We start from the raw sequence: 20,535 nt of genomic DNA, 5'->3' as shown, positions 1-20,535 counted from the left end.
CGTCGCTATCTCGCCATGAAGCGATGGCCTTGGCTGTCGCCAGACCCGCCCGGCGGCAGGCTTCCCGCAAGGGGAGCGCGCCATCAGGGCGGCACGGGCGCTCCCACCGGGGGCGCTGCAACGTTTGTAGAGTGAACGGCGCGGCCCATCCGGTTCTCGCGCCATCTCGAATTCCAAAGGGAGACGGCGCCCGACCGGCGCTTCGACAAAGCCCATGGCACGCAATCCGGCGAACGAGACCTTCGCGCAGACCTCCTTCCTCTACGGCGGCAACGCCGACTACATCGACGAACTGGCCGCCGCCTACGAGCGCGATCCCCAGTCGGTCAACGAGGAGTGGCGCGGCTTCTTCCAGTCGCTGGGCGAGGACAAGACGCTCGTCGAGAAGAACGCCGACGGCCCGTCCTGGACGCGCCGCAACTGGCCGATCCAGGCCAACGGCGAGCTCGTCTCGGCGTTGGACGGCAACTGGGGCGAGGCGGAGATCCGCGTCGAGCGGAAGCTGCGCGACAAGGCCGCCGCCGCTCCCGCAAACGGCAAGGCCGCCCCGTCCGAGGCCGACATCCTCCAGGCGACGCGCGACAGCGTGCGCGCGCTCATGCTGATCCGCGCCTACCGCGTGCGCGGCCACCTGCATGCCAAGCTCGATCCCCTCGGCATCGCCAAGCCCGAGGAGGACTACAACGAGCTGAGCCCGGAGAACTACGGCTTCACGCCCGCCGACTGGGATCGCCCGATCTTCCTCGACAAGGTGCTGGGCCTCGAGTTCGGCACGATCCGCCAGGTCGTCGAGATCCTCGAGCGCACCTATTGCGGCACGCTCGGCGTCGAGTTCATGCACATCTCGAGCCCCGTCGAGAAGCAGTGGATCCAGGAGCGCATCGAGGGCGAGGGCAAGGGCGCCGACTTCACCGACCAGGGCAAGCGCGCCATCCTCAACAAGCTGATCGAGGCCGAGGGCTTCGAGAAGTTCCTGGACGTCAAGTACAAGGGCACCAAGCGCTTCGGACTCGACGGCGGCGAGTCGCTGATCCCCGCGCTGGAGCAGATCATCAAGCGCGGCGGCCAGCTCGGCCTCCAGGAGATCGTGCTCGGCATGGCCCATCGCGGCCGCCTGAACGTCCTGTCCCAGGTCATGGGCAAGCCGCACCGCGCCATCTTCCACGAGTTCAAGGGCGGCTCCTACAAGCCCGAGGACGTCGACGGCTCGGGCGACGTGAAGTACCACCTCGGCGCCTCGGCGGACCGCGAGTTCGACGGCAACAACGTCCACCTGTCGCTGACCGCCAACCCCTCGCACCTCGAGATCGTCAACCCGGTCGTGATGGGCAAGGCGCGCGCCAAGCAGGACCAGATCGGCGGCGGTCGCACCCGCACCGAGCCGGTCGCGATCGAGGACCGCAACCGCGTCCTGCCGCTCCTGATCCACGGCGACGCGGCGTTTGCCGGCCAGGGCGTGGTGGCGGAGTGCTTCGGCCTCTCAGGCCTGAAGGGTCACCGCGTCGGCGGCTCGCTGCACTTCATCATCAACAACCAGATCGGCTTCACCACCAACCCGCGCTTCTCGCGCTCCTCGCCCTACCCGTCCGACGTGGCGAAGATGGTGGAGGCCCCGATCTTCCACGTGAACGGCGACGACCCCGAGGCCGTCACCTTCGCGGCCAAGATCGCGATCGAATACCGCCAGACCTTCCACAAGCCGGTCGTGGTGGACATGTTCTGCTACCGCCGCTTCGGCCACAACGAGGGCGACGAGCCGGGCTTCACGCAGCCCCTGATGTACCGCAAGATCCGCGAGCAGAAGACGACGCTCGAGATCTACACGCGCAAGCTCGTCGAGAGCGGCGTCCTCACCGAGAGCGACGTCGAGGCGCGCCGGGCCGAATGGCGCCAGAATCTCGACGCCGAGTACGAGGCGGGCCAGAGCTACCAGCCCAACAAGGCCGACTGGCTGGACGGCGCGTGGTCGGGCCTGCGCCGGGCCGACGACGAGGACGAGCAGCGCCGCGGCGCGACGGGCGTTCCCCTGAAGACGCTGCGCGAGATCGGCGCGAAGCTCGCCGAGGTGCCGCAGGGCTTCGAGGTCCACAAGACGATCGGCCGCTTCCTCGACAACCGCCTCAAGGCCATCGACTCGGGCGAGGGCCTCGACTGGGCGACCGGCGAGGCGCTGGCCTTCGGCTCGCTGCTCGTCGAGGGCACGCCGATCCGCCTGTCGGGCCAGGACTCCGAGCGCGGCACGTTCTCGCAGCGTCACTCGGTGCTCTACGACCAGCAGACCGAGAACCGCTACATCCCGCTGCAGAACCTCGCCAAGGGTCAGGCGACCTACGAGGTCATCAACTCGATGCTCTCCGAGGAAGCCGTGCTTGGCTTCGAGTACGGCTACACGCTCGCCGAGCCGAACGCCCTGACGCTTTGGGAGGCGCAGTTCGGCGACTTCGCCAACGGCGCGCAGGTCGTGGTCGACCAGTTCATCTCGTCGGGTGAGGCCAAGTGGCTGCGCATGTCGGGCCTCGTGATGCTGCTGCCGCACGGCTACGAGGGGCAGGGACCCGAGCACTCTTCGGCGCGCCTCGAGCGCTATCTCCAGTCCTGCGCGCAGGACAACATGCAGGTCGCCAACGTCACGACGCCGGCGAACTACTTCCACATCCTGCGCCGGCAGATGAAGCGCGACTTCCGCAAGCCGCTGGTCCTGATGACGCCGAAGTCCCTGCTGCGCCACAAGCGTGCCGTGTCGGACCTTTCGGAGATGGCGGGCGAGACCTCGTTCCACCGTCTCCTGTGGGACGACGCGGAGATGAAGCCGGCCTCCGTGACGGTGAAGTTGCGCAAGGACAAGGAGATCCGCCGCGTCGTGCTGTGCACCGGCAAGGTCTACTACGACCTTCTGGAGGAGCGCGAGAAGCGCGGGATCGACGACATCTACCTCCTGCGCGTCGAGCAGCTCTACCCGTTCCCGGCCAAGGCGCTGATCAACGAGCTCGGCCGCTTCGGCCAGGCCGAGATCGTGTGGTGCCAGGAGGAGCCCAAGAACATGGGCGCCTGGGGCTTCATCGAGCCCTACCTCGAATGGGTGCTGGACCGCATCGGTGGCGAGAAGCGCCGCGCCCGCTACGCCGGACGCCAGGCGGCCGCCTCGCCGGCGGTCGGCACGATGTCGAAGCACCTGGCCCAGCTTGAGGCCTTCCTGGAGGAGGCGCTGGGCGACGGGCAGAAGTCCTAAACGCCCGCGCCCCTTCGTCCCGCACCCGACCATCCCGAACGCGAAAGCCGATCCATGAGCACCGAAGTCAAAGTCCCGACGCTGGGCGAGTCCGTCACCGAGGCCACGATCGGCCAGTGGTTCAAGAAGGCCGGCGACACGGTCCAGGCGGACGAGACCATCGCCGAGCTCGAGACCGACAAGGTGACGGTCGAGGTGCCGGCGCCGGCCTCCGGCGTTCTGTCGGAGATCCTCGTCAAGGAAGGCGAGACGGTCGAGGTCGGCGCGCTGATCGCGATGATCGGCGCGGCCGGCGAGGGCGCCGCGCCCAAGGCCGCCGAGCCGGCCAAGACCGCGGATACGCCGAAGGCGGACGCCAAGGCGCCCGTGACGCCGGGCCCGGCCTCCGGCGCGACCGAGGGCTACGGCAACGCCTCGCCGGCGCCGTCGGGCTCCGACACCTCGCTGCCCTCGGCCTCGTCGGCCGGCATGAACGGCGGCCAGATGCCCGCCGCCCCCTCCGCCCAGAAGCTCATGAACGAGCGCGGGCTGCAGGCCGCGGACGTCGAGGGTTCGGGCAAGCGCGGACAGGTGCTGAAGGGCGACGTCCTCGACGCCATTGCCAAGGGCGTGTCGTCGCCGGCCGCCAGCGCGACTGCCGCGCCCGCGCAGGCGCGCGCCCCCTCCACGGGCGACGACGCGTCGGGCGAGGAGCGGGTCAAGATGACCCGCCTGCGCCAGACCATCGCCAAGCGCCTCAAGGACGCGCAGAACACGGCCGCCATGCTCACCACCTTCAACGAGGTGGACATGACCGCGGTGATGCAGCTGCGCAACCGCTACAAGGACGTGTTCGAGAAGAAGCACGGCGTGAAGCTCGGCTTCATGGGCTTTTTCACCAAGGCCGTGACGCACGCGCTCAAGGAGATCCCGGCGGTGAACGCCGAGATCGACGGCACCGACATCATCTACAAGAACTACTGCCACGTCGGCATGGCGGTGGGCACCGACAAGGGCCTCGTGGTCCCGGTGATCCGCAACGCCGACGAGCGCTCGATCGCGGGCGTCGAGAAGGAGCTCGGCCGCATGGCCAAGCTCGCCCGCGACGGCCAGCTCGCGATGTCGGACATGCAAGGCGGTACGTTCACGATCACGAACGGCGGCGTCTACGGCTCGCTCATGTCGACGCCGATCCTGAACGCGCCGCAGTCGGGCATCCTGGGCATGCACAAGATCCAGGAGCGGCCGATGGTGGTCGCCGGCAAGATCGAGATCCGGCCGATGATGTACCTCGCGCTCAGCTACGATCACCGCATCGTGGACGGCAAGGAGGCCGTGACCTTCCTCGTGCGCGTCAAGGAAAGCCTCGAGGATCCCGAGCGCCTGGTGCTCGACCTCTAAGACCCGCGCGACCGGGGCGGGTTCGCCCGCCCCGCTTGTTTCCGCGATCGCCGGAAGAAGGATCTCCACGGATGAGCGATCGCGGCGTCCTCGTCGTCACCGGCGGCTCGCGCGGCATCGGCGCCGCCACGGCGCGCCTGGCCGCGGTCGCCGGCTATGCGGTTCTCGTGAACTACGCTGAAAACGCGTCGGCCGCCGAGGTCGTGGCAAACGCCATCCGCGCGGACGGCGGACGGGCCGAGACGGTTCGCGGCGACGTCGGCACGCAGGAGGGCGTCGCGGCGATCTTCGCGAGCGCCGACCGGATGGGGCGCCTTGCCGTTCTCGTCAACAATGCCGGCGTCGTCGACCACCCCGCACGCGTCGCCGACATGAGCTGGGCACGGCTCGATCGCATGTTCCGCATCAACACGCTGGGGTCGATCGCCTGCGCCCGCGAGGCGGTGCGCCGCCTGTCGACCGCGCAGGGCGGAAAAGGCGGTGCCATCGTCAACGTGTCGTCGGCCGCCGCCAAGCTCGGCTCGCCCGACCAGTATGTGGACTACGCCAGCGCCAAGGGGGCGATCGACACGTTCACCGTGGGCCTCGCCAAGGAGGTCGCGGCTGAGGGCATCCGCGTGTGCGCCGTACGGCCCGGCATCATCGACACCGAGATCCACGCCTCGGGCGGGCTGCCGGACCGGGTGCGCGACATGACGCCGGGCCTGCCCATGCGTCGCCCCGGCACCGCCGAGGAGGTGGCGCGCGCCATCCTCTGGCTCGCCTCCGACGAGGCCAGCTACTCCACCGGCGCGATCCTCGACGTGTCCGGCGCGCGGGCGGTGCTGCCGTGACGGGCCGCCGGTTCGGCGTCGCCGCAGCGTTTCTCGCCGTGCTCGCCCCCGGCGCCCGGGCCCAGACGCCCGATGCCGCGCCCTATCTCGATGACCGCTCGACGCCCGAGGCGGTGCTGCGCTCGCTCTACAACGCCGTCGACCGGGGCGAGATCGTGCGCGCCTGGAGCTACTTCCGCGACACGCCCGAGCGCCCCGACTTCGAGACCTTCCGTCGCGGCTACGAGACGACGCTGGCCGTGCGCCTCCGGCTCGGCACGGCGAGCGCCGAGAGCGGCATGAGCCAGACCGACTGGCGCGTGCCGGCCGTCATCGAGGCGCGCGACCGGAACGGTACGCGCCGGGTCTTCGCCGGCTGCTACACGATCCACCAGACGCAGCCGGGCGTGCAGGGCGAGCCGCCCTTCCGCCCGATCGCGGTCACCGCGGGACACCTGCGGGCCGTGGACGCGGGTTTCGACGCGGCCGAGGCGACATGCACGCCGGACGCGACGCCGTGAGCAGGGTCGCCGCCGTTCCCTTCGCGTCCCGGCGAGCCACATGGTGCGCATCGTCCCCTGCGCCCGGAGCCGCCTGATGGCCAGCCTGCCTCACGAACTCGTCGTTCTCGTTCTCGCCCTCGTCCTGTTCTTCGTGCAGCTCGGCCTCCAAGGCATGCTGGCGACGCGCGAGCTCGGCTCCCAGTGGAACGCCGGCCCGCGCGACGGCGACCGCAAGCCCACCGGCGTCCACGCCGGCCGCGCCCAGCGCGCGCTCGACAACTTCAAGGAGACCTTTCCGGTCTTCATCGCCCTGGCGCTCGCGCTGGTCACGACCGATCGCGACGGCGGCCTTGGCAGCGTCGGCGCCTGGATCTGGCTCGTCGCCCGCATCGCCTACGTGCCGCTCTATCTCGGCGGCATTCCCTATATCCGCAGCCTCGTCTGGCTCGGCTCCATCGCAGGCCTCGGCCTGATGGGCCTGCGCCTTCTCCTCCTCGTCTAGACCGTCAACCGCAAGAAGCGTTCCCCCGATGTCCGAAACCGCCTCCTCCTTCGATCTCGTCGTCATCGGCTCCGGCCCGGGCGGCTATGTCTGCGCCATCAAGGCCGCCCAGCTCGGTCTCAAGGTGGCCGTGGTCGAGAAGCGCTCGACCTTCGGGGGCACCTGCCTCAACATCGGCTGCATCCCGTCCAAGGCGCTGCTCCACGCCTCCGAGATGTATGCCGAGGCCCATCACTCCTTCGCCGACCTCGGCATCAAGGTCGCGCCGGAGCTCGATCTGCCGACCATGCTCGGCCACAAGGACAAGACCGTGAAGGCGAACGTCGACGGCGTCGCCTTCCTGTTCCGCAAGAACAAGATCACGCCTGTCACCGGCATGGGCCGCATTGCGAAGGCGGGCGAGGTCGAGGTGACCGCCGAGGACGGCGCGAAGCAGACGCTGCGGACGAAGTCCATCGTGATCGCGACGGGCTCCGCGGTCGCCGGCATTCCCGGCCTCGACGTCCCCCTCGACGAGACGACGATTGTCTCTTCCGACAATGCCATCGCGCTGCAGAAGGTGCCGGCCACCATGATCGTGGTCGGCGGCGGCGTGATCGGGCTGGAGCTCGGCTCGGTCTGGTCGCGGCTCGGCGCGCGCGTCACCGTGGTCGAGTATCTCGACAAGGTCCTCGGTCCGATGGATGGTGAGGTCTCCACGCAGTTCCAGAAGATCCTTGTCAAGCAGGGCTTCCACTTCAAGCTCGGCGCCAAGGTCACGAATATCGAGCGCACCGGCGCGGGCGCGGCCGTCACCTTCGAGCCGGCCAAGGGCGGCGAGGCGGAGACGCTGGAGGCCGAGGTCGTCCTGGTCGCCACCGGCCGCAAGCCCTTCACCGCCGGTCTCGGCCTGGAAGAGGCGGGTGTCGCGATGGATCGCGCGGGCCGCGTCGAGATCGACGCGCACTACCGCACCAATGTCGAGGGTATCTACGCGATCGGCGACGTGGTGAAGGGCCCGATGCTCGCCCACAAGGCCGAGGACGAGGGCATCGCGCTGGCCGAGCAGCTCGCCGGCCAGGCCGGCCACGTGAACTACGGCGTGATCCCCTCCGTGGTCTACACCTCGCCGGAAGTGGCCTCGGTCGGCCACACCGAGGAGGAGCTGAAGACCAAGGGCGTCGAGTACCGCGTCGGCAAGTTCCCCTTCACGGCCAACGGACGCGGGCGCGCCATGCTGCACACCGACGGCTTCGTGAAGTTCCTGACCGACGCCAAGACGGACCGGGTGCTCGGCGTCCACATCCTCGGCCACAGCGCCGGCGACATGATCGCGGAAGCCTCGGTGCTGATGGAGTTCGGCGGGTCGGCGGAGGATCTCGCCCGCACCTGCCACGCGCATCCGACGCTGTCGGAGGCCGTGCGCGAGGCGGCGTTCGCCGCCTTTGCCAAGCCGATCCACGTCTGAGGCAGGCAGACCGGTTTCACGTGAAACACCTATCCTGCCGGGGGCGCTGCCCCTTGCAGGTTCGCGCAAGCCTTCCCATCTAGGGTCCAGGCCAAGCGATGAAGGCGGTCGAAAGACAAAGCCGCCGCTGGCTGGAAGATGGGTTTTCGGGCGCCCGGCCCGACCACGGATGTACTGGCGACGCCGACACAAGGCTGCCCGAAAGCCCGCGCTTCCCGAACGAGAACCGCCACGAGACCTCTCGCGGCGGTTTTTTCGTATCGGGCTCCCGCCCATCCGGGCTGCGTCCGACGGGCAGCCCCGCCGGACGGGTCGATACCCGTCAGTGCGACCAGAACTCCGGGGTCAGCGCCACGCGGGCGACCTCGCGCCGCTCGGCGTCGAGCACGCGGGCATGGTCGCCCCAGTCCGCCGTGAAGCCGCCCTCGGCAAGGACCGGGCGAACCGCCTCGACCGCCTGGGCGACGCTGGCCGCGTTCACCGCGTCGTGGAAGGGGCCGGGCCTGAACTCGTCACCGCTGACGGTTCCGGTCTCGATCCTGTATCGCGACATGCTGTTCGTCTCCTCCCGTTGCAGACGAGGCGAGACTGCGCCCAAGCGCGGCGCTTGTGAAGCGCCTTGACGGGGTTCAGTTCAGCCGGCCGGCCCGGCAGCGCGCCAGGGCCTCGCGCCCGTCGGCCTCGGCGCGCTGGCGCTGCAGCGCGTTGACGCCGAAGCCGTCGGAATCGTCGGAGTAGTTCTCGTAGGAGTTCCGGTAGGTCTGGTCCGCGTAGTTCTCGCAACTGCGCGTCACGGGCTTGCGGTAGGAGGACGGCACGAGGCCGGCATCGGGCACGAAGGGCTGGTCGGCCGCCGCGGTGCAGCCGGTCAGGAGACCGGCCAGGAGAAGGGGGACGAGACGGCGCATGACGGGCCTCCGAAACCGGACGGGCGGACGAAATCGTGCGTGCCCGTTTCCGGTTGTGGAACGGCTGGCCGAGACCCGTGTTCCGGGACCCGATGCGTCAGATTGGTGGCCGGCTCCCGCTATTGCAGATCGATGTTGGCGGGGCGGCGATCGGTCGGCCCCGGTCCGCTGAGTGCGCCGGCCTCCTCCGACAGGTCGAGCAGCCGGTTGGCCAGATCCTCCATCCGCTCGCTCTCGAGGTCCAGCGAAACGCCGCGGGCGCGCGCGGCCGTCACGAGGGCACCGAGCGCGGCGATCGCAAAGGCCATCTCGTCGAGAAGCTGGCGGGTCGCCGCACCCTGGCTGATCTTCTTCGACTGCGCATGCATCATCGCGAAACTCTCAGGTAGACGGACCGGGCATGCTTCATAACGATGAGTTGGCCCGTGCGACTGGTCATAAGCGGTCCTCAAGTCCCCTGAACGAGGGCTTGAGTGGCGGGCCCGCAGGCTACGAGGCCCGGTTTCGGCGCCATGCCGCCGTGGACGAGGCGGTGGACCGCTACACGAGCGCGATCCTCGCGGTGCGCGAGGACGCGGCCTATGCCTTCAAGCTCCTGTCCAAGGAGGAGCGCTACCGCGCCTTCATGATCTTCGGGCTCATGTCGGCGATGGACGAGAAGGGATACGGCCTGCCGAACGGCCTTTTCGCGAGCTACTGCGAGCAGGCGGCCGGCATCTCCAAGCGCACCGCGCAGACCACGCTGCAGCTCCTCGTCCACTACGGCTTCGCGCAGATGCGGATCGATCCCTCGGACCGCCGCAGCCGGCTCTACCGGGCCGAGCCGAAGCTCGTGCAGTTCCTGACCGACTGGATCGAGGCGTCGCTGATCGCCCTGCGCCTTCTCGACGTGCCCGCCGCGCGGGAGGCGACGCCGCGCCAGCTCATGCCCGCGCTCACGGTTTCGGGCAGCGACGCCTATGCGCAGGACGGCTACGTCTTCTTTCCCGATCCGGACTTCCGTCACCTGTTCGCGGAGATCGAGGGCGGAAGCCTCGTGGTGATGGCGGTGGTGGCGAGCGCGAGAGAGGGCGGTCCGGGACCGAGCCGGGGCGATCTCGCGCGGCGCTTCCACATGAGCCGGGCGCAGGTGACGCGCATCGTGGCGGTGGGGCGCGAAAGCGGGCTCTTCGGCGCCGATGAGGCGGGCGCGCCCACGGTCACCGCCCGGCTCGAGGACACCTATCTCGACTGCATCCTGAAGGCTCTCGGCTTTCTGGCCTTCCACTACGAGAACGGCTTGCGCATGGGCGGCGGCCCGAGGACACTGCCGGGCGAGCGCGAACGCTGAACCGGGCCTTCGCCGGGCCGGCGCGGGGGCGGGTGTGCAGGCGACTCCGGCGATCCGCCCTTTTTTCGCCGCCCTTCGGGCGACTGTCGCGCTCGGGCGCCGGCGGTTCCGCGCGCTCGACCCAACGCCTCACGAAAGGATGTCGGCTCGTCATGCGCCCTTCGGTTCGCTCCGCCGCCGCGCTGCCGGCTCTCGCGCTTCTTCTCGCCTCGCCCGCCTCGGCCCATATCCTGCAGGATGCCGGGGGCTTCGGCAGCGGCTTGGCCCATCCGCTCACCGGTCTCGACCACTTCCTCGCCATGTTCGCGGTCGGCCTATGGGGCGCCCAGATCGGCGGGCGTTCGGTCTGGGCGCTGCCCGCCACCTTCCCGCTCGTGATGGCCGCCGCCGCGCTGGCCGGGATGGCGGGCCTGCCGCTCGGCCATGTCGAGGTGGGCATCGCGCTCTCGATCCTGGCGCTCGGCCTCCTGATCGCCCTGCGCCTGCCGCTGCCCGAGGTTCTAGCGCTCGTGGTGGTCGGCACGTTCGCCGTCTTCCACGGCTATGCGCACGGGGTCGAACTGCCGCTCAGCGCCGATCCGGCGCTCTATGCGATCGGTTTCGTGCTGGCGACCGGAGCGATCCATCTCGCTGGCATTGCGGTCGGGCTCCTGATCGGGCGGCCCTTCGGGGGACGGCTCGCGCAGGCGCTGGGCGGAGCGATCGCGCTGGCGGGTGTCGGCTTTCTCGTGGCGGTGCCGTGAGCGCCACGGCGCCCGTCCAACAGCGCCCCGCGTTCCGCGCGGCGCTGGCGCCGCTCGCCGCCGGTCTCGCGGTCGTGGGATCCGGCGCCCTGGGCTGGCTCGTCTGGGCCGGACCCGGCGTCGCCTGGGGCGTTCTGGCGGGGCGCCTGGCCGGCGAGCTCCTTCTGCCGGCGCTGGGCCTGGGCTTTGCGGCCGGTGCCAGCGGCACGCCGCTCGTTCTCTTCGTGCCGGCCCTGGCGCTCGGCGGCTGGCTGGGCGACCTCGGCCAGCCCCTGTTCCTGCAGGGCGCGACGCTTCTGCCGAACGCCGCGACGCATGCCTTCCTGACGGGACCGGTCGCGGGCCTCGGCGTCGGCCTGGCGTTGTTTTCGGGCGGGACGCGGTTTGCGCGCGTCGGGACGCTCCTAGCGGCGGCCCTGGCCTCGGCGATGGCGTCGATCGCGATCCCGCTGCTCGACCCGAGCTTCCACGATCCCGCCGTGCCGGTGCTGGCGGCGGCCGGGCTTCTGGCGCTCGTGCTTCTGTTGTTCGCGCTGGCGCGCGCGATGCCGGCTTCCGCACGAGGCCTGGGCGCCCGCATCTTGGGCGCCTGGGTGCTGGCCGTGGCGCTGCTCTACGGCGGCGCGACGATCGCCTTTCGCGGCCGCATGGTCGCACCCGATGCGACGGGCCTGATGGGACCGGCCGACAGCACGCCGTTTCCCGACTTCGCGCCCGAGCCGGCGGGATCCGCGCCGTGAGGGGCCCGCGCATCGCGACCGTTCTCGGCACGGCGCTTCTCGCGCTGCCGGCGCCGGCCGAGGCCCATCCCGACATCTCGATGGAATGCCGCGTCCTGTTCAACATGGAGAACGGCCGGCTCAGCGGGTTCGGCGAGGCCTGGACCTTCGACGAGGCCTTCAGCGCGCAGCTCGTCCTCGACTACGACGAGAACCACGACGGCCGCTTCGACGAGCGCGAGGCCAAGGCCATGGAAACCGAGGTCCTCGGCCGGCTCGCCGAGATCCACTACTACACGTATCTGACCGTGGACGGCGCGGAGCGCGAGCCGCTGCAGCCCTTCGGCTTCCGAGCGAGCCTCGACAACGGCGCGGTGACCTTCGCCTTCGGCTTCCGCCTGCCCGAGCCGATCGACCCGATCGCGACGCAGATCGCGGTGGAGCTGAAGGACCCCGACTTCGCGGTCTACGCCGCCTTGACGCAGGACCAGCCGGCGGTGCTGCGCGGCGACCGGGAAGGGCGATGCGCGGCCACCGTGCGCGACGACACCGAGCATCCCTATTTCGACGGCACGATCGTGCCCCAGGAAATCCGCCTGACCTGCCGGCCCGCCCCCTATCGGTAGGGGTGCCTAGCCCTCCGGCGTCACCTGCCAGCCGGCGCGGCGCAGCGCTTCGACGACACCCTCCTCGCCCGGCAGGTGGAGCGCCCCCACGGCGACGAAGCGTCCGCCCTTCTGGAGAAGCGGCTGCAGGCGCTCCGTCATCAGCCGGTTGCGCGCCGTGATGACGCGCTCCTCGAAGGCCTGCGTGACCTCGAGCGCGCTGGCCTCGTCGGTGCCGCCCGGCGCCATCGCCTCGATCACCGGGCCGATCAGCGCGATCCGTCCCTGGAGGTAGAGATCGGTCATGGTTTCGAGCACGGCCGGCAGCCGGTCCAGCGTTTCCACCGTCGCCACGAGGTTGGTGGCCTGCGCTTCCAACGGCAGGGAGGCCAGCGCCTCCATCTGCTCCACCGCGGTTTCCAAGCCCTCCACCGGCTTGTTCGCCGCCTTCGCGCGGGACGCCAGATCGACGTCGAGAACCTCGGCGCCGCCGGCGAGCCGTTCGGCCTCGCACGGGGTCATCACCAGCGCGGTCGCCAGGAACCACGGCTGCAGCGTTTCCACGGAGGCCGGCGGCAGCGCGCGCGTCGCCAGCGCCCGCTGGACCCGGTCCAGTTCGTCCGCCGGCAGGAGGTCGGCCAGCTTGCGGCCGGGGGGAAGCGTCGTGAGGTCGGAGCGCAGCAGCAGCGCTCGCCCCGTGGCGGCCGGATCCAGAATGTCGGTGGTCTCGATCACCAGCGCCGATGCACCGGCCAGAGCCCGATCGGCCGCGGGCGGCAGGGCGAGAAGGCGCGGATCGGACAGGTGCATGGTGCCGAACAGGAACGAGGGCGCAAGACCCGGCCGCTCGATCCGGTAGAAGCGGCCTTCGCCGTTCGGCTCGGCGGCCGCCTCGCGTTCCAGCGCCTCGAGCCGTCCCTCGGTCCGCAGGGTCGGCACCGCGCTTTCGGCCGGCCGGCAGACGCCGGGTGCCGCCTCCTGCGCCGGTGCGGCGAACAGGCCGAACAGGAGAAGCCCGCACAAGGCCAGCGGCAGCGCCTGCGCTGTTGCGAGCGCGAAGCGGGCCAGGCGGCCCGGCCGGAAGGGGGTCGGCGTCATGCAACGGGCTCCGGTAAGGACGGGCGGCGGATGCCCGGACGGCGAAGGCGAGGTTGCGATCCTCTCATGGGCGTGCCCACCAAAGGCTGAACAGGATCCGTCGCCTTGTCACGAACCGCGCGCGGCGCGGCGCGCGCGCGGGTGGGCGCTGTCGTAGACGCCGACGAGACGCGCGGCGTCCACCGCCGTGTAGCCCTGCGTCGTCGAGAGCGAAGCGTGGCCCAGGAGGTCCTGGATCGCGCGCAGGTCGCCGCCGCGCGCCAGAAGGTGCGTGGCGAAGGAGTGGCGCAGCGCGTGCGGCGTCGCCGAGTCCGGCAGGCCGAGCAGGCCGCGCAGGCGCTGCATCTCCGCTTGCACGATCTGCGGCCGGAGCGGCCCGCCCCGCGCGCCGCGAAACAGGGGCTCCTCCGGCGAGAGCGCGAAGGGCACGAGACGGCGGTACTCGGCCGCCGCCTCCAGAACCGCCGGCAGCAGCGGCACCAGCCGCTCCTTGCGCCCCTTGCCAAGAATGCGCATGGAGCGCGCCTTGGGGTCGGCGAGCGCATCGCCCGGCAGCGCCAGCGCCTCGCCGATGCGCAGCCCGCAGCCGTAGAGCAGCGTCAGCACCGCCGTGTTGCGCGCGGCGATCCAGGGCTCGGTCGCCATCGCGCCCGCTTCCTCGGTCACGAGCCGCGCGTCCGGCACGCTCAACGGACGGGGCAGGCTTTTCGGCACCTTCGGGGCGCGCATGGCCCCTGTTCCCGCCGACGAGGCCAGCCCCTCGCGCTCCAGATGGCGCACGAAGGAGCGCACGCCCGACAGGTTGCGGTTCAGCGAGCGCGCGCCCGCGCCCTCGCGCCGCCGCTCCGCCAGAAAGGCGCGCAAATCCACCGGCTTCAGATCCGCCATGTCGGCGGTCTCGACCGGGCGGCCGTGGTAGCGCGCCAGGAACTGGAGGAACTGGCGCAGGTCCCGCTCGTAGGCTTCCACCGTTTCGGGCCCGAGCGCGCGCTCGCCGCCGAGCCGGTCCAGCCACGCCGCCTTCAGCGCGAGAAGCCGGGGCGTCGCGAAGACGAGAAGCGGGGCGGGGGCGTCGGGCATGGGCTTCGAACCGGCGGGAGGAGGCGGACCGGTCCATTCTATCCGCGCGCTTCGCGGCAAAGTTTTAACGCCGCGCGCCGCGCTGGACGAGGCGCCCGAACGGACCATCTACCGCTGCGCCCCCATAGGGGCGATCGGATCGCGCACCATGCGTTTCCAGGCAACCCGTGGCGCGCTGCCGCGTTGCCGAAGCCCGGCCGCCCGGCCGATCAGACTCACGCTGAAGGGATGTCCCATCATGAAACGTCACGCGACCGCTATCTGGAACGGAGCCCTGGGCGACGGCAAGGGAACCGTCACCACCCAGTCCGGCGCCCTCGACGCGCACGGCTATTCGTTCAAGTCGCGCTTCGAGGACGAGTCCGGCCGCTCGGGCACCAATCCGGAAGAGTTGCTCGCCGCCGCCCATGCCGGCTGCTTCGCCATGCAGCTCTCTCACTTCCTGGCCGAGAACGGCACGCCGGCCGACGAGCTCAAGGCCCGCGCCGTGGTCTCTGTCGAGCAGGCCGGCGGCGGCTTCGAGGTGAAGTCCAGCGCCATCACGCTGGAAGGCAAGGTGCCCGGCATCGATGACGCCAAGTTCCAGGAACTCGCCACCAAGGCCAAGGAAGGCTGCCCGATCTCCAAGGCGCTCGGCGCCATCCAGGTCTCGCTCGACGCCAAGCTGGTCTGAGCGGGCGCTAGGGGCTGAGGCGGGGCTACCGCCCCTCGACCCCACCAGGGGAAATGATTTCCCCTGGACCCCTCCTCACTTGAAGAGGTTTCTGAGCCCGGGGAGGGCCGGTGGCCCTCCCCGGGCTCAGACATGTCACCAAACGCGAAGAAGGGTTCGGAAATTCCTTCTCGGACGGGTCCGTCGGGACGGGAGAGACCCGTGGCTCGCCCAGGCCGGGTCCGGGGCGGAGGCTCGTCTTGGACCCAAGCGTCGCTCAGGCCGGCCGGCGTTTGCGGCCGTAGATTTCGAGGCGGTGGGAGACGATGTCGTAGCCCAGCTCGCGGGCGATCTCGGTCTGCAGCGCTTCGATGCGCTCGGAGCTGAACTCCACGACCTCGCCGGACTCGATGTCGATCAGGTGGTCGTGATGGTCGCCGTCGGCGGTCTCGAAGCGCGAGGGGCCGTCGCCGAAGGCATGGCGATGGATGGCGCCCATCTCCTCGAGGAGCCGCATGGTGCGGTAGACGGTGGAGAGCGAGATGGCGGGATCGACGGCGCTGGCGCGACGGAAGATCTCCAGCGCATCGGGATGGCCGGGCTGCGCGGCGAGGATACCGAGGATGGTGCGGCGCGGACGCGTGATCCGCACGCCGCTCTCGCGCAGGAGCGTCTCGTAGTCGGGCTTTTCCGGGGGCGGGGGGGCGGACCTCGTCATCCGCCCTGTCTATCAAATTCTTTCTCGCCGCCTAGGGGCCGGCGGCGGACCGCTTCATCCCCGGCGCAGGATCCGAAGCGTGTCCTTGACGACCTCGGTCTGGAGGGCAGGCTGCTTGTCGATGTTGAAGTGGCCGACGTCGCGGTATCCGGCGAAGTCGCGATTCTCGAGCCGCCCGCGAAAGCGCGGGCCGGGAACCAGCGGCAGGCCCCAGCCTCCCTGCGAGAAGTAGAAGTTCACGGCGCGGTCGATGTTGCCGGGCAGGGGATCGGGCGCGGTCGCGGCGAAGGTCGCGAGATAGCGCACGTCGACGCGCTCGCGCTCCAGGAGCTCGGCCACGGAGATGGCGGCGTTGGCGCCGAGCGAATGACCGATCAGCACGACCGGTCCGTCGCTGCCCGCCGCGTGGCGCTGGAGGATCGTGTCGGCGACCGAGCGCCAGCCGAGATGGCTGCCGATATGGCTCGCGACGCCCGAGGCGCGCAGCGCGCCGTCGATCTCGTCGATGCCGGTGGAGAAGACACCCGCGAACCCGCGCAGGAGATACACCGACGGGGGCGCCGCCGGGGAACCCCGCTCCGCCGGACCGGCGGCCCCAGCCGGACCCGTCAGTCCCTGAAGCACCAGGCCCAGGCCAGCCGTCAGCAGCGAGCGGCGGGTCAGGCCGGCCGGCGCCTCGTTCGCGGGATCGATCATCTCACCAGACCTTGGGGACGACGCGGCCCGTGCGACGGGCGTAGGCGTCGTAGGCCCCGTTGAAAGCCTCACGCATCATCCGCTCCTCGGGCCCGACCCTCGTCCAGTAAAGGAGCGCGACGCCGACAAGTCCGCTCAGGCCCGCGATCGCGTTCTGCACGAGGCAGGCCTGCGCCAGAGCCCAGAGCCAGAAGGACGAGTACATGGGATGGCGGACGTAGCGGTAAAGCCCGTCGGTCACGAGCGTGTGTTCGCGGCGGATCTCCAGCGACACCGACCAGTTCTTTCCCAGCGCCCGGTGGCTGGCGGTGAACAGCGCCAGAAAGGCGGCGGCGACGAACACGCCGATCCAGGCGAGCCAGGGCTGGAAGGGGTAATCGGCGAAGCGGAAGACGCCGGTCGCCACGTGAAGGCCCGGGATGACCGCAAGACCCACGGTTGCGGCGCCGAGCGCCAGGCGATCCGGAAGGGTGCGGGCATCGCGCGACACGCCGATGCGGCGGGCCCGCCGCTGGTAGGGAAGGCGGATCACCACCCAGGCGACGAGGCATGCGACCCAGATCGCGACGGAGAGCGCGGGCGTCACGATGCGGTCACCCGAGCGGCGGGGCTGCCGACCAGCGCGTGCTGGGCGCGCTCGGTCAGCGGAACCGGCCCGCAGACGATCTGGAAGAAGTCGTACCAGTAGGGCTTCGTGTTGGCGAAGACGTACTGGTAGTGGACCCGGAACAGGCGGCGGCGGACGCGCCGGTAGGTGTCGGCCTGGAGCATCGATCGGATCTTGATGGTTCGCACGATGGGAAAGGGTTCCGTCCGGTTCGACCGGAGGCCCATCTCGGCGAGAGGATCGGTCTTGTAGAAGTTGATGACGTCGGTCAGGCACTGGACCTCGACCCAACCGAGGCGCCGATCCTGCGCGAGGCGACCAACGCGCTCGCGGAACCGCACGGCGGCCGGGTGATAGCCGGCCTTGAGCGCGGTGGAGCCGAGGGTCAGCACCAGCGTGGCGGTGCCCGGACGGGAGGGGGTGTCGAGCGCCGCGTAGAGCGAAGCCACCTCCAGCATGATCATGCCGCCCGTGCTGTGCCCCACCAGAAGGACCTCGTCGTAGGTCTCCTCAGCGACCCGGTCGCGGATCGCTTCGGCAAAGCGGTGCAGCAACGCGTCCGCCTCCGGCCTTTGTTCGCGCATGTGGTCGCGCGAAAAGCTCCAAAGATCCATGAGATGGGCGATCGACCAGCGGCGACCGGCCAGACCCAGCGTCAGCGCGAAGACCGCAACGCCGAGGGCGAGGGCGAAGGGCCCGAGCCAGCGCCACGCGCCGGCGGCCGCGACAGCTCCCAGAAGCAGGCAGGCGAGCACGACCGCAAAGGGGTAGAGGAAGTACAGGCCGAAGCGCCAGGCATGGATGAAGAAGCGACCGGCCGTGCCGCTTGCCACGAAGTCGGCGAAGGCGACGAGGTAGCGCCAAAGGCGGACAGGCGGCGGTCGCGCGAAGTCGGCGAGCACGATCGTGTCGAGCGAGAAGAACGTGAAGTCGGTGCGCGTTTCCCAGCCTGCGTCCGCCGATGTCGTGCGGATCGCGAGCGTCCCGATATCGCGCGCGGGCTCGTTGTCCGCGCGCTGCGTGGAGGAGACGAGGTTCCAGAGCTCGCCGGAGCGGCTGAGGTCGCGTCGGAACCGCTCGAAGAAGGCATCGGGTGTCTTGGGGTCGTATCCTCCGATGAAGAACACGGCCCGTTTCCGAACGGGTTCGACCATGGGCGACATCTAGTCGCCGCGTGCGGCGGTGTCGAGCGGGCGACGGGCGGAGCGCGATACGGCCCGCTGCAAGGCGACGATCATACTAACACCGGTCCGCAGGTGCAGGGGACGGGCGACCGTCGGCAGTGGCTGGTCGTCGGGTTCCGGCATCGCCCGACAAGGGATTGAAGCTCGCACGCAGCGGTTGGGATCGGTTTGTTGCAAACCATTCGCATTTGCATTGACCTCGGCCCTTGCTCGACCTAGCTTGCTGGCGACCTTCCAGAACCGGATCGACCTCATGCCGCCCCATGATACCGCCGCCCTCGATCCGTCCGTGCGGCGGCCGGACGGGTTTCATTCCGCCCGCGAAGAGGGGTCGCTCGCCAGCTCGTATCGCACCGTGCCCGTGGGCCAGGGCGGCCCGTTCTGGCGCCGCTTCCTCGCCTTTCTAGGACCGGGCTATCTCGTGGCGGTCGGCTACATGGATCCCGGCAACTGGGCGACCTCGCTCGCCGGCGGGTCGGAGTTCGGCTACACGCTGCTGTTTGCGGTGCTTCTGTCGTCGCTGATGGCGATCGTGCTTCAGGCGCTCTGCGCGCGGCTTGCGATCGCCACGGGCCGCGACCTCGCCCAAGCCTGTCGCGATACCTACTCGCGCCCGACCTCGTTCGCGCTCTGGATCCTGGCGGAACTGGCGATCGTGGCGACGGACCTGGCCGAGGTGATCGGAACGGCGATCGCGCTGAAGCTGCTGTTCGGCCTGCCGCTGGAATGGGGCGTGCTGGTCACCGCGCTGGACGTGTTCGTGATCCTCTGGCTGCAGTCGCGCGGCTTCCGCCGCCTGGAAGCCTTTGTCGCGACGATGATCCTCGTGATCGCCCTGTGCTTCGTCGGCCAGCTTCTTCTGGCGCAGCCCTCGATCGCCGCGATCGCCTCGGGCTTCCTGCCGCGAGCCAGCATTGTGACCGACCAGCAGCAGCTCTATCTGGCGCTAGGCATCCTGGGCGCGACCGTCATGCCGCACAACCTCTACCTCCACACCGGCATCGTGCAGACGCGCGCCTACCATGAGGATCCGGCGGGCAAGCGCGAAGCGATCCGCTTCGCGACGCTCGACTCCACGATCGCGCTCGGCTTCGCGCTGCTCGTCAACGCCTCGATCCTGATTCTGGCGGCCGCGAGCTTCCACGAGACGGGGCACGGCGCGGTGGGCGACCTGGAGGAAGCCCATTCGCTGCTCGCCCCGCTGCTTGGCGCCGCGATCGCGCCCGTGCTGTTCGCGGTGGCCCTCCTGGCCTCGGGCCTGTCATCGACCGTGACGGCGACCCTCGCGGGCCAGATCGTAATGGAGGGCTTCCTGCGCCTTCGCCTGTCACCCGTGGTGCGGCGCCTCATCACGCGCAGTCTTGCGATCGTACCCGCAGCCGCGATCATCCTCGTCTACGGGGAGGGAAGCGCGAGCGCGCTCCTCGTGTTCAGTCAGGTCGTCCTGTCACTTCAACTGCCCTTCGCGGTCGTGCCTCTGGTTCGGCTGTCGATGGACCGCGGCAAGATGGGCGCGTTTCGAGCGCCGAACTGGCTCCTCGTCGTCGCGGTCGCGATCGCAACCCTGATCGTGGCGCTGAACGCCAAGCTCGTCGTCGATTTCGCGACCTCGACGCTCAGCTAGGACAAGCCGGCACGACGGCTCGAAGCACTGCGCGACACTTGAGTGACGCGCAAACCCGGACGTAAGACACTGATCGGGCACAGGAATCGACGCGAGGTGCAGTTTTTTCGATTTTCGTGCTTGACCCCGAAAGCGGGTGCCGCCTATAAGCCGCCCATCGAGACGGCGCTGCGGCGCCGGAGCGGCGGACCGGAGCGGAACGCACCGATCGCGGCTCGGACGAAGGGGTTACGAAGCGCCCGGGACGGATGTCCCCGGTAGTTCGTTACCCCCGATGAACCTCTCACCGGATCGAGCGTCGATCTGACAGTTTCGCAGTAGGATGGCAACGTCCTGCGCAACGCCGCTTCGTCGGCGTGTTCTTTGACAACTGCATAATGTGAGAAGAAAGAGAGACGTGGACGGCGGTGTTGCGCTGAGGACGAGAAGGGCTGGCTTATCCTTTGCTGGCTTGGACGTCCGAGGAACGAGCCGGATCGGACACGTTTCGTGAGAGAAGAAGCTGATGGCTTTGGACCTGGTTGGGAGAGATCCTGTCTGGGTTTTGGGTTCATCAGAGCTTCGTCTTTTGCTTTGAGACAGTGTGACGGTCAGGCAAGCTCTTATATCAAACCTGAGAGTTTGATCCTGGCTCAGAACGAACGCTGGCGGCAGGCTTAACACATGCAAGTCGAACGCCCCGCAAGGGGAGTGGCAGA

Annotated in this window: 21 protein-coding genes and 1 rRNA gene; 13 read left to right on the top strand and 9 right to left on the bottom strand. The window is 69.6% G+C overall.

From position 1 onward, the window contains the following. Positions 1-214: 214 nt before the first annotated feature. The 6 genes from BLQ76_RS18715 to lpdA all read left to right on the top strand — a co-directional run bounded on the left by BLQ76_RS18715 (position 215) and on the right by lpdA (position 7,873). Positions 215-3,229: a 2-oxoglutarate dehydrogenase E1 component gene (locus tag BLQ76_RS18715; protein ID WP_090676503.1), complete on the top strand. Its 3,015-nt coding sequence runs from the start codon at positions 215-217 to the stop codon at positions 3,227-3,229. 54 nt (positions 3,230-3,283) lie between these two features. After that, the gene (odhB, locus tag BLQ76_RS18710; protein WP_090676501.1) at positions 3,284-4,609 is read left to right on the top strand and encodes a 2-oxoglutarate dehydrogenase complex dihydrolipoyllysine-residue succinyltransferase; all 1,326 of its coding nucleotides are present in this window, start codon (positions 3,284-3,286) and stop codon (positions 4,607-4,609) included. Between the two features lie 71 nt (positions 4,610-4,680). Then, the gene (locus tag BLQ76_RS18705; RefSeq protein ID WP_090676500.1) at positions 4,681-5,442 is read left to right on the top strand and encodes an SDR family oxidoreductase; all 762 of its coding nucleotides are present in this window, start codon (positions 4,681-4,683) and stop codon (positions 5,440-5,442) included. Next, a complete protein-coding gene (locus BLQ76_RS18700; RefSeq protein ID WP_090676498.1) occupies positions 5,439-5,942 on the top strand; it encodes a hypothetical protein in 504 nt (167 codons plus the stop codon). The genes BLQ76_RS18705 and BLQ76_RS18700 overlap by 4 nt, the downstream gene beginning before the upstream one ends. A 76-nt stretch (positions 5,943-6,018) precedes the next feature. Continuing rightward, the gene (locus tag BLQ76_RS18695) at positions 6,019-6,426 is read left to right on the top strand and encodes an MAPEG family protein (protein WP_090676615.1); all 408 of its coding nucleotides are present in this window, start codon (positions 6,019-6,021) and stop codon (positions 6,424-6,426) included. Positions 6,427-6,454: 28 nt separating this feature from the next. After that, positions 6,455-7,873: a dihydrolipoyl dehydrogenase gene (gene lpdA / locus BLQ76_RS18690; protein ID WP_090676497.1), complete on the top strand. Its 1,419-nt coding sequence runs from the start codon at positions 6,455-6,457 to the stop codon at positions 7,871-7,873. Positions 7,874-8,195: 322 nt separating this feature from the next. On the opposite strand, the gene BLQ76_RS18685 is transcribed toward lpdA, so the two are convergent. The 3 genes from BLQ76_RS18685 to BLQ76_RS18675 form a co-directional block, all read right to left on the bottom strand. Continuing rightward, positions 8,196-8,426, bottom strand: coding sequence for a hypothetical protein (locus BLQ76_RS18685; RefSeq protein WP_090676495.1), 231 nt, complete (start codon positions 8,424-8,426; stop codon positions 8,196-8,198). Between the two features lie 76 nt (positions 8,427-8,502). After that, positions 8,503-8,781: a hypothetical protein gene (locus BLQ76_RS18680; RefSeq protein ID WP_090676494.1), complete on the bottom strand. Its 279-nt coding sequence runs from the start codon at positions 8,779-8,781 to the stop codon at positions 8,503-8,505. Between the two features lie 119 nt (positions 8,782-8,900). After that, entirely contained in the window at positions 8,901-9,152 is a 252-nt protein-coding gene (locus BLQ76_RS18675; protein ID WP_090676492.1) for a hypothetical protein, read from the bottom strand. A 98-nt stretch (positions 9,153-9,250) separates the two neighbouring features. Between BLQ76_RS18675 and BLQ76_RS18670 the strand changes: the two genes are divergently transcribed. The 4 genes from BLQ76_RS18670 (at position 9,251) to BLQ76_RS22240 (ending at position 12,199) form a co-directional block, all read left to right on the top strand. Next, positions 9,251-10,111, top strand: a complete 861-nt coding sequence (locus BLQ76_RS18670) for a hypothetical protein (RefSeq protein ID WP_139184060.1) — start codon at positions 9,251-9,253, stop codon at positions 10,109-10,111. Positions 10,112-10,263: 152 nt separating this feature from the next. Further along, positions 10,264-10,854: a HupE/UreJ family protein gene (locus BLQ76_RS18665; RefSeq protein ID WP_090676489.1), complete on the top strand. Its 591-nt coding sequence runs from the start codon at positions 10,264-10,266 to the stop codon at positions 10,852-10,854. Continuing rightward, on the top strand, positions 10,851-11,594 hold the full coding sequence (locus tag BLQ76_RS22245) for a hypothetical protein (protein ID WP_170842663.1): 744 nt from the start codon (positions 10,851-10,853) through the stop codon (positions 11,592-11,594). Before BLQ76_RS18665 ends, BLQ76_RS22245 begins: the two co-directional genes overlap by 4 nt. Then, positions 11,591-12,199, top strand: a complete 609-nt coding sequence (locus tag BLQ76_RS22240; RefSeq protein WP_170842662.1) for a DUF1007 family protein — start codon at positions 11,591-11,593, stop codon at positions 12,197-12,199. Before BLQ76_RS22245 ends, BLQ76_RS22240 begins: the two co-directional genes overlap by 4 nt. Before the next feature lie 6 nt (positions 12,200-12,205). Here BLQ76_RS22240 and BLQ76_RS18655 read toward each other — a convergent pair whose 3' ends face one another. Next, positions 12,206-13,276: a TraB/GumN family protein gene (locus BLQ76_RS18655; RefSeq protein WP_090676485.1), complete on the bottom strand. Its 1,071-nt coding sequence runs from the start codon at positions 13,274-13,276 to the stop codon at positions 12,206-12,208. Positions 13,277-13,384: 108 nt separating this feature from the next. Beyond that, positions 13,385-14,356 carry a tyrosine recombinase XerC gene (locus BLQ76_RS18650; RefSeq protein ID WP_090676483.1) on the bottom strand — a complete coding sequence of 324 codons (972 nt, stop codon included), beginning with the start codon at positions 14,354-14,356 and terminating at the stop codon, positions 13,385-13,387. Positions 14,357-14,594: 238 nt separating this feature from the next. Between BLQ76_RS18650 and BLQ76_RS18645 the strand changes: the two genes are divergently transcribed. Then, on the top strand, positions 14,595-15,029 hold the full coding sequence (locus tag BLQ76_RS18645; protein WP_062015392.1) for an OsmC family protein: 435 nt from the start codon (positions 14,595-14,597) through the stop codon (positions 15,027-15,029). 256 nt (positions 15,030-15,285) lie between these two features. Here BLQ76_RS18645 and BLQ76_RS18640 read toward each other — a convergent pair whose 3' ends face one another. From BLQ76_RS18640 to BLQ76_RS18625, 4 genes are read right to left on the bottom strand one after another with little or no spacing between them, the layout of a single operon-like run. Continuing rightward, complete coding sequence (locus tag BLQ76_RS18640) at positions 15,286-15,726, bottom strand: Fur family transcriptional regulator (RefSeq protein WP_090676482.1); 441 nt, start codon at positions 15,724-15,726, stop codon at positions 15,286-15,288. Positions 15,727-15,780: 54 nt separating this feature from the next. Beyond that, a complete protein-coding gene (locus tag BLQ76_RS18635; protein WP_090676613.1) occupies positions 15,781-16,389 on the bottom strand; it encodes an alpha/beta fold hydrolase in 609 nt (202 codons plus the stop codon). 34 nt (positions 16,390-16,423) lie between these two features. After that, positions 16,424-17,008, bottom strand: a complete 585-nt coding sequence (locus tag BLQ76_RS18630) for a protein-S-isoprenylcysteine O-methyltransferase (RefSeq protein WP_090676481.1) — start codon at positions 17,006-17,008, stop codon at positions 16,424-16,426. Continuing rightward, positions 17,005-18,183: an alpha/beta fold hydrolase gene (locus BLQ76_RS18625; protein WP_090676479.1), complete on the bottom strand. Its 1,179-nt coding sequence runs from the start codon at positions 18,181-18,183 to the stop codon at positions 17,005-17,007. Before BLQ76_RS18625 ends, BLQ76_RS18630 begins: the two co-directional genes overlap by 4 nt. A 283-nt stretch (positions 18,184-18,466) precedes the next feature. Between BLQ76_RS18625 and BLQ76_RS18620 the strand changes: the two genes are divergently transcribed. Together BLQ76_RS18620 and BLQ76_RS18615 are read left to right on the top strand one after the other, a co-directional pair. Then, complete coding sequence (locus tag BLQ76_RS18620; protein ID WP_090676612.1) at positions 18,467-19,837, top strand: Nramp family divalent metal transporter; 1,371 nt, start codon at positions 18,467-18,469, stop codon at positions 19,835-19,837. Positions 19,838-20,446: 609 nt separating this feature from the next. Further along, positions 20,447-20,535: ribosomal RNA gene (locus BLQ76_RS18615) — 16S ribosomal RNA — on the top strand; the annotation flags it as partial.

Origin of the sequence: Aureimonas jatrophae (assembly GCF_900104035.1) — a bacterium.
GTDB lineage: Bacteria > Pseudomonadota > Alphaproteobacteria > Rhizobiales > Rhizobiaceae > Aureimonas > Aureimonas jatrophae.
This window is presented reverse-complemented; position numbering and strand designations above follow the sequence as displayed.

Bases quoted from the DNA above. Each gene is read 5' to 3' on its own strand.
- BLQ76_RS18685 (WP_090676495.1), bottom strand. From the start codon at position 8,426: ATGTCGCGATACAGGATCGAGACCGGAACCGTCAGCGGTGACGAGTTC.
- BLQ76_RS18665 (WP_090676489.1), top strand. From the start codon at position 10,264: ATGCGCCCTTCGGTTCGCTCCGCCGCCGCGCTGCCGGCTCTCGCGCTT.
- BLQ76_RS18655 (WP_090676485.1), bottom strand. From the start codon at position 13,276: ATGACGCCGACCCCCTTCCGGCCGGGCCGCCTGGCCCGCTTCGCGCTC.
- lpdA (WP_090676497.1), top strand. From the start codon at position 6,455: ATGTCCGAAACCGCCTCCTCCTTCGATCTCGTCGTCATCGGCTCCGGC.
- BLQ76_RS18620 (WP_090676612.1), top strand. From the start codon at position 18,467: ATGCCGCCCCATGATACCGCCGCCCTCGATCCGTCCGTGCGGCGGCCG.
- BLQ76_RS18645 (WP_062015392.1), top strand. From the start codon at position 14,595: ATGAAACGTCACGCGACCGCTATCTGGAACGGAGCCCTGGGCGACGGC.
- BLQ76_RS18680 (WP_090676494.1), bottom strand. From the start codon at position 8,781: ATGCGCCGTCTCGTCCCCCTTCTCCTGGCCGGTCTCCTGACCGGCTGC.
- BLQ76_RS18650 (WP_090676483.1), bottom strand. From the start codon at position 14,356: ATGCCCGACGCCCCCGCCCCGCTTCTCGTCTTCGCGACGCCCCGGCTT.
- BLQ76_RS18715 (WP_090676503.1), top strand. From the start codon at position 215: ATGGCACGCAATCCGGCGAACGAGACCTTCGCGCAGACCTCCTTCCTC.
- BLQ76_RS18705 (WP_090676500.1), top strand. From the start codon at position 4,681: ATGAGCGATCGCGGCGTCCTCGTCGTCACCGGCGGCTCGCGCGGCATC.
- BLQ76_RS18695 (WP_090676615.1), top strand. From the start codon at position 6,019: ATGGCCAGCCTGCCTCACGAACTCGTCGTTCTCGTTCTCGCCCTCGTC.
- BLQ76_RS18640 (WP_090676482.1), bottom strand. From the start codon at position 15,726: ATGACGAGGTCCGCCCCCCCGCCCCCGGAAAAGCCCGACTACGAGACG.
- BLQ76_RS18675 (WP_090676492.1), bottom strand. From the start codon at position 9,152: ATGATGCATGCGCAGTCGAAGAAGATCAGCCAGGGTGCGGCGACCCGC.
- BLQ76_RS18625 (WP_090676479.1), bottom strand. From the start codon at position 18,183: ATGGTCGAACCCGTTCGGAAACGGGCCGTGTTCTTCATCGGAGGATAC.
- odhB (WP_090676501.1), top strand. From the start codon at position 3,284: ATGAGCACCGAAGTCAAAGTCCCGACGCTGGGCGAGTCCGTCACCGAG.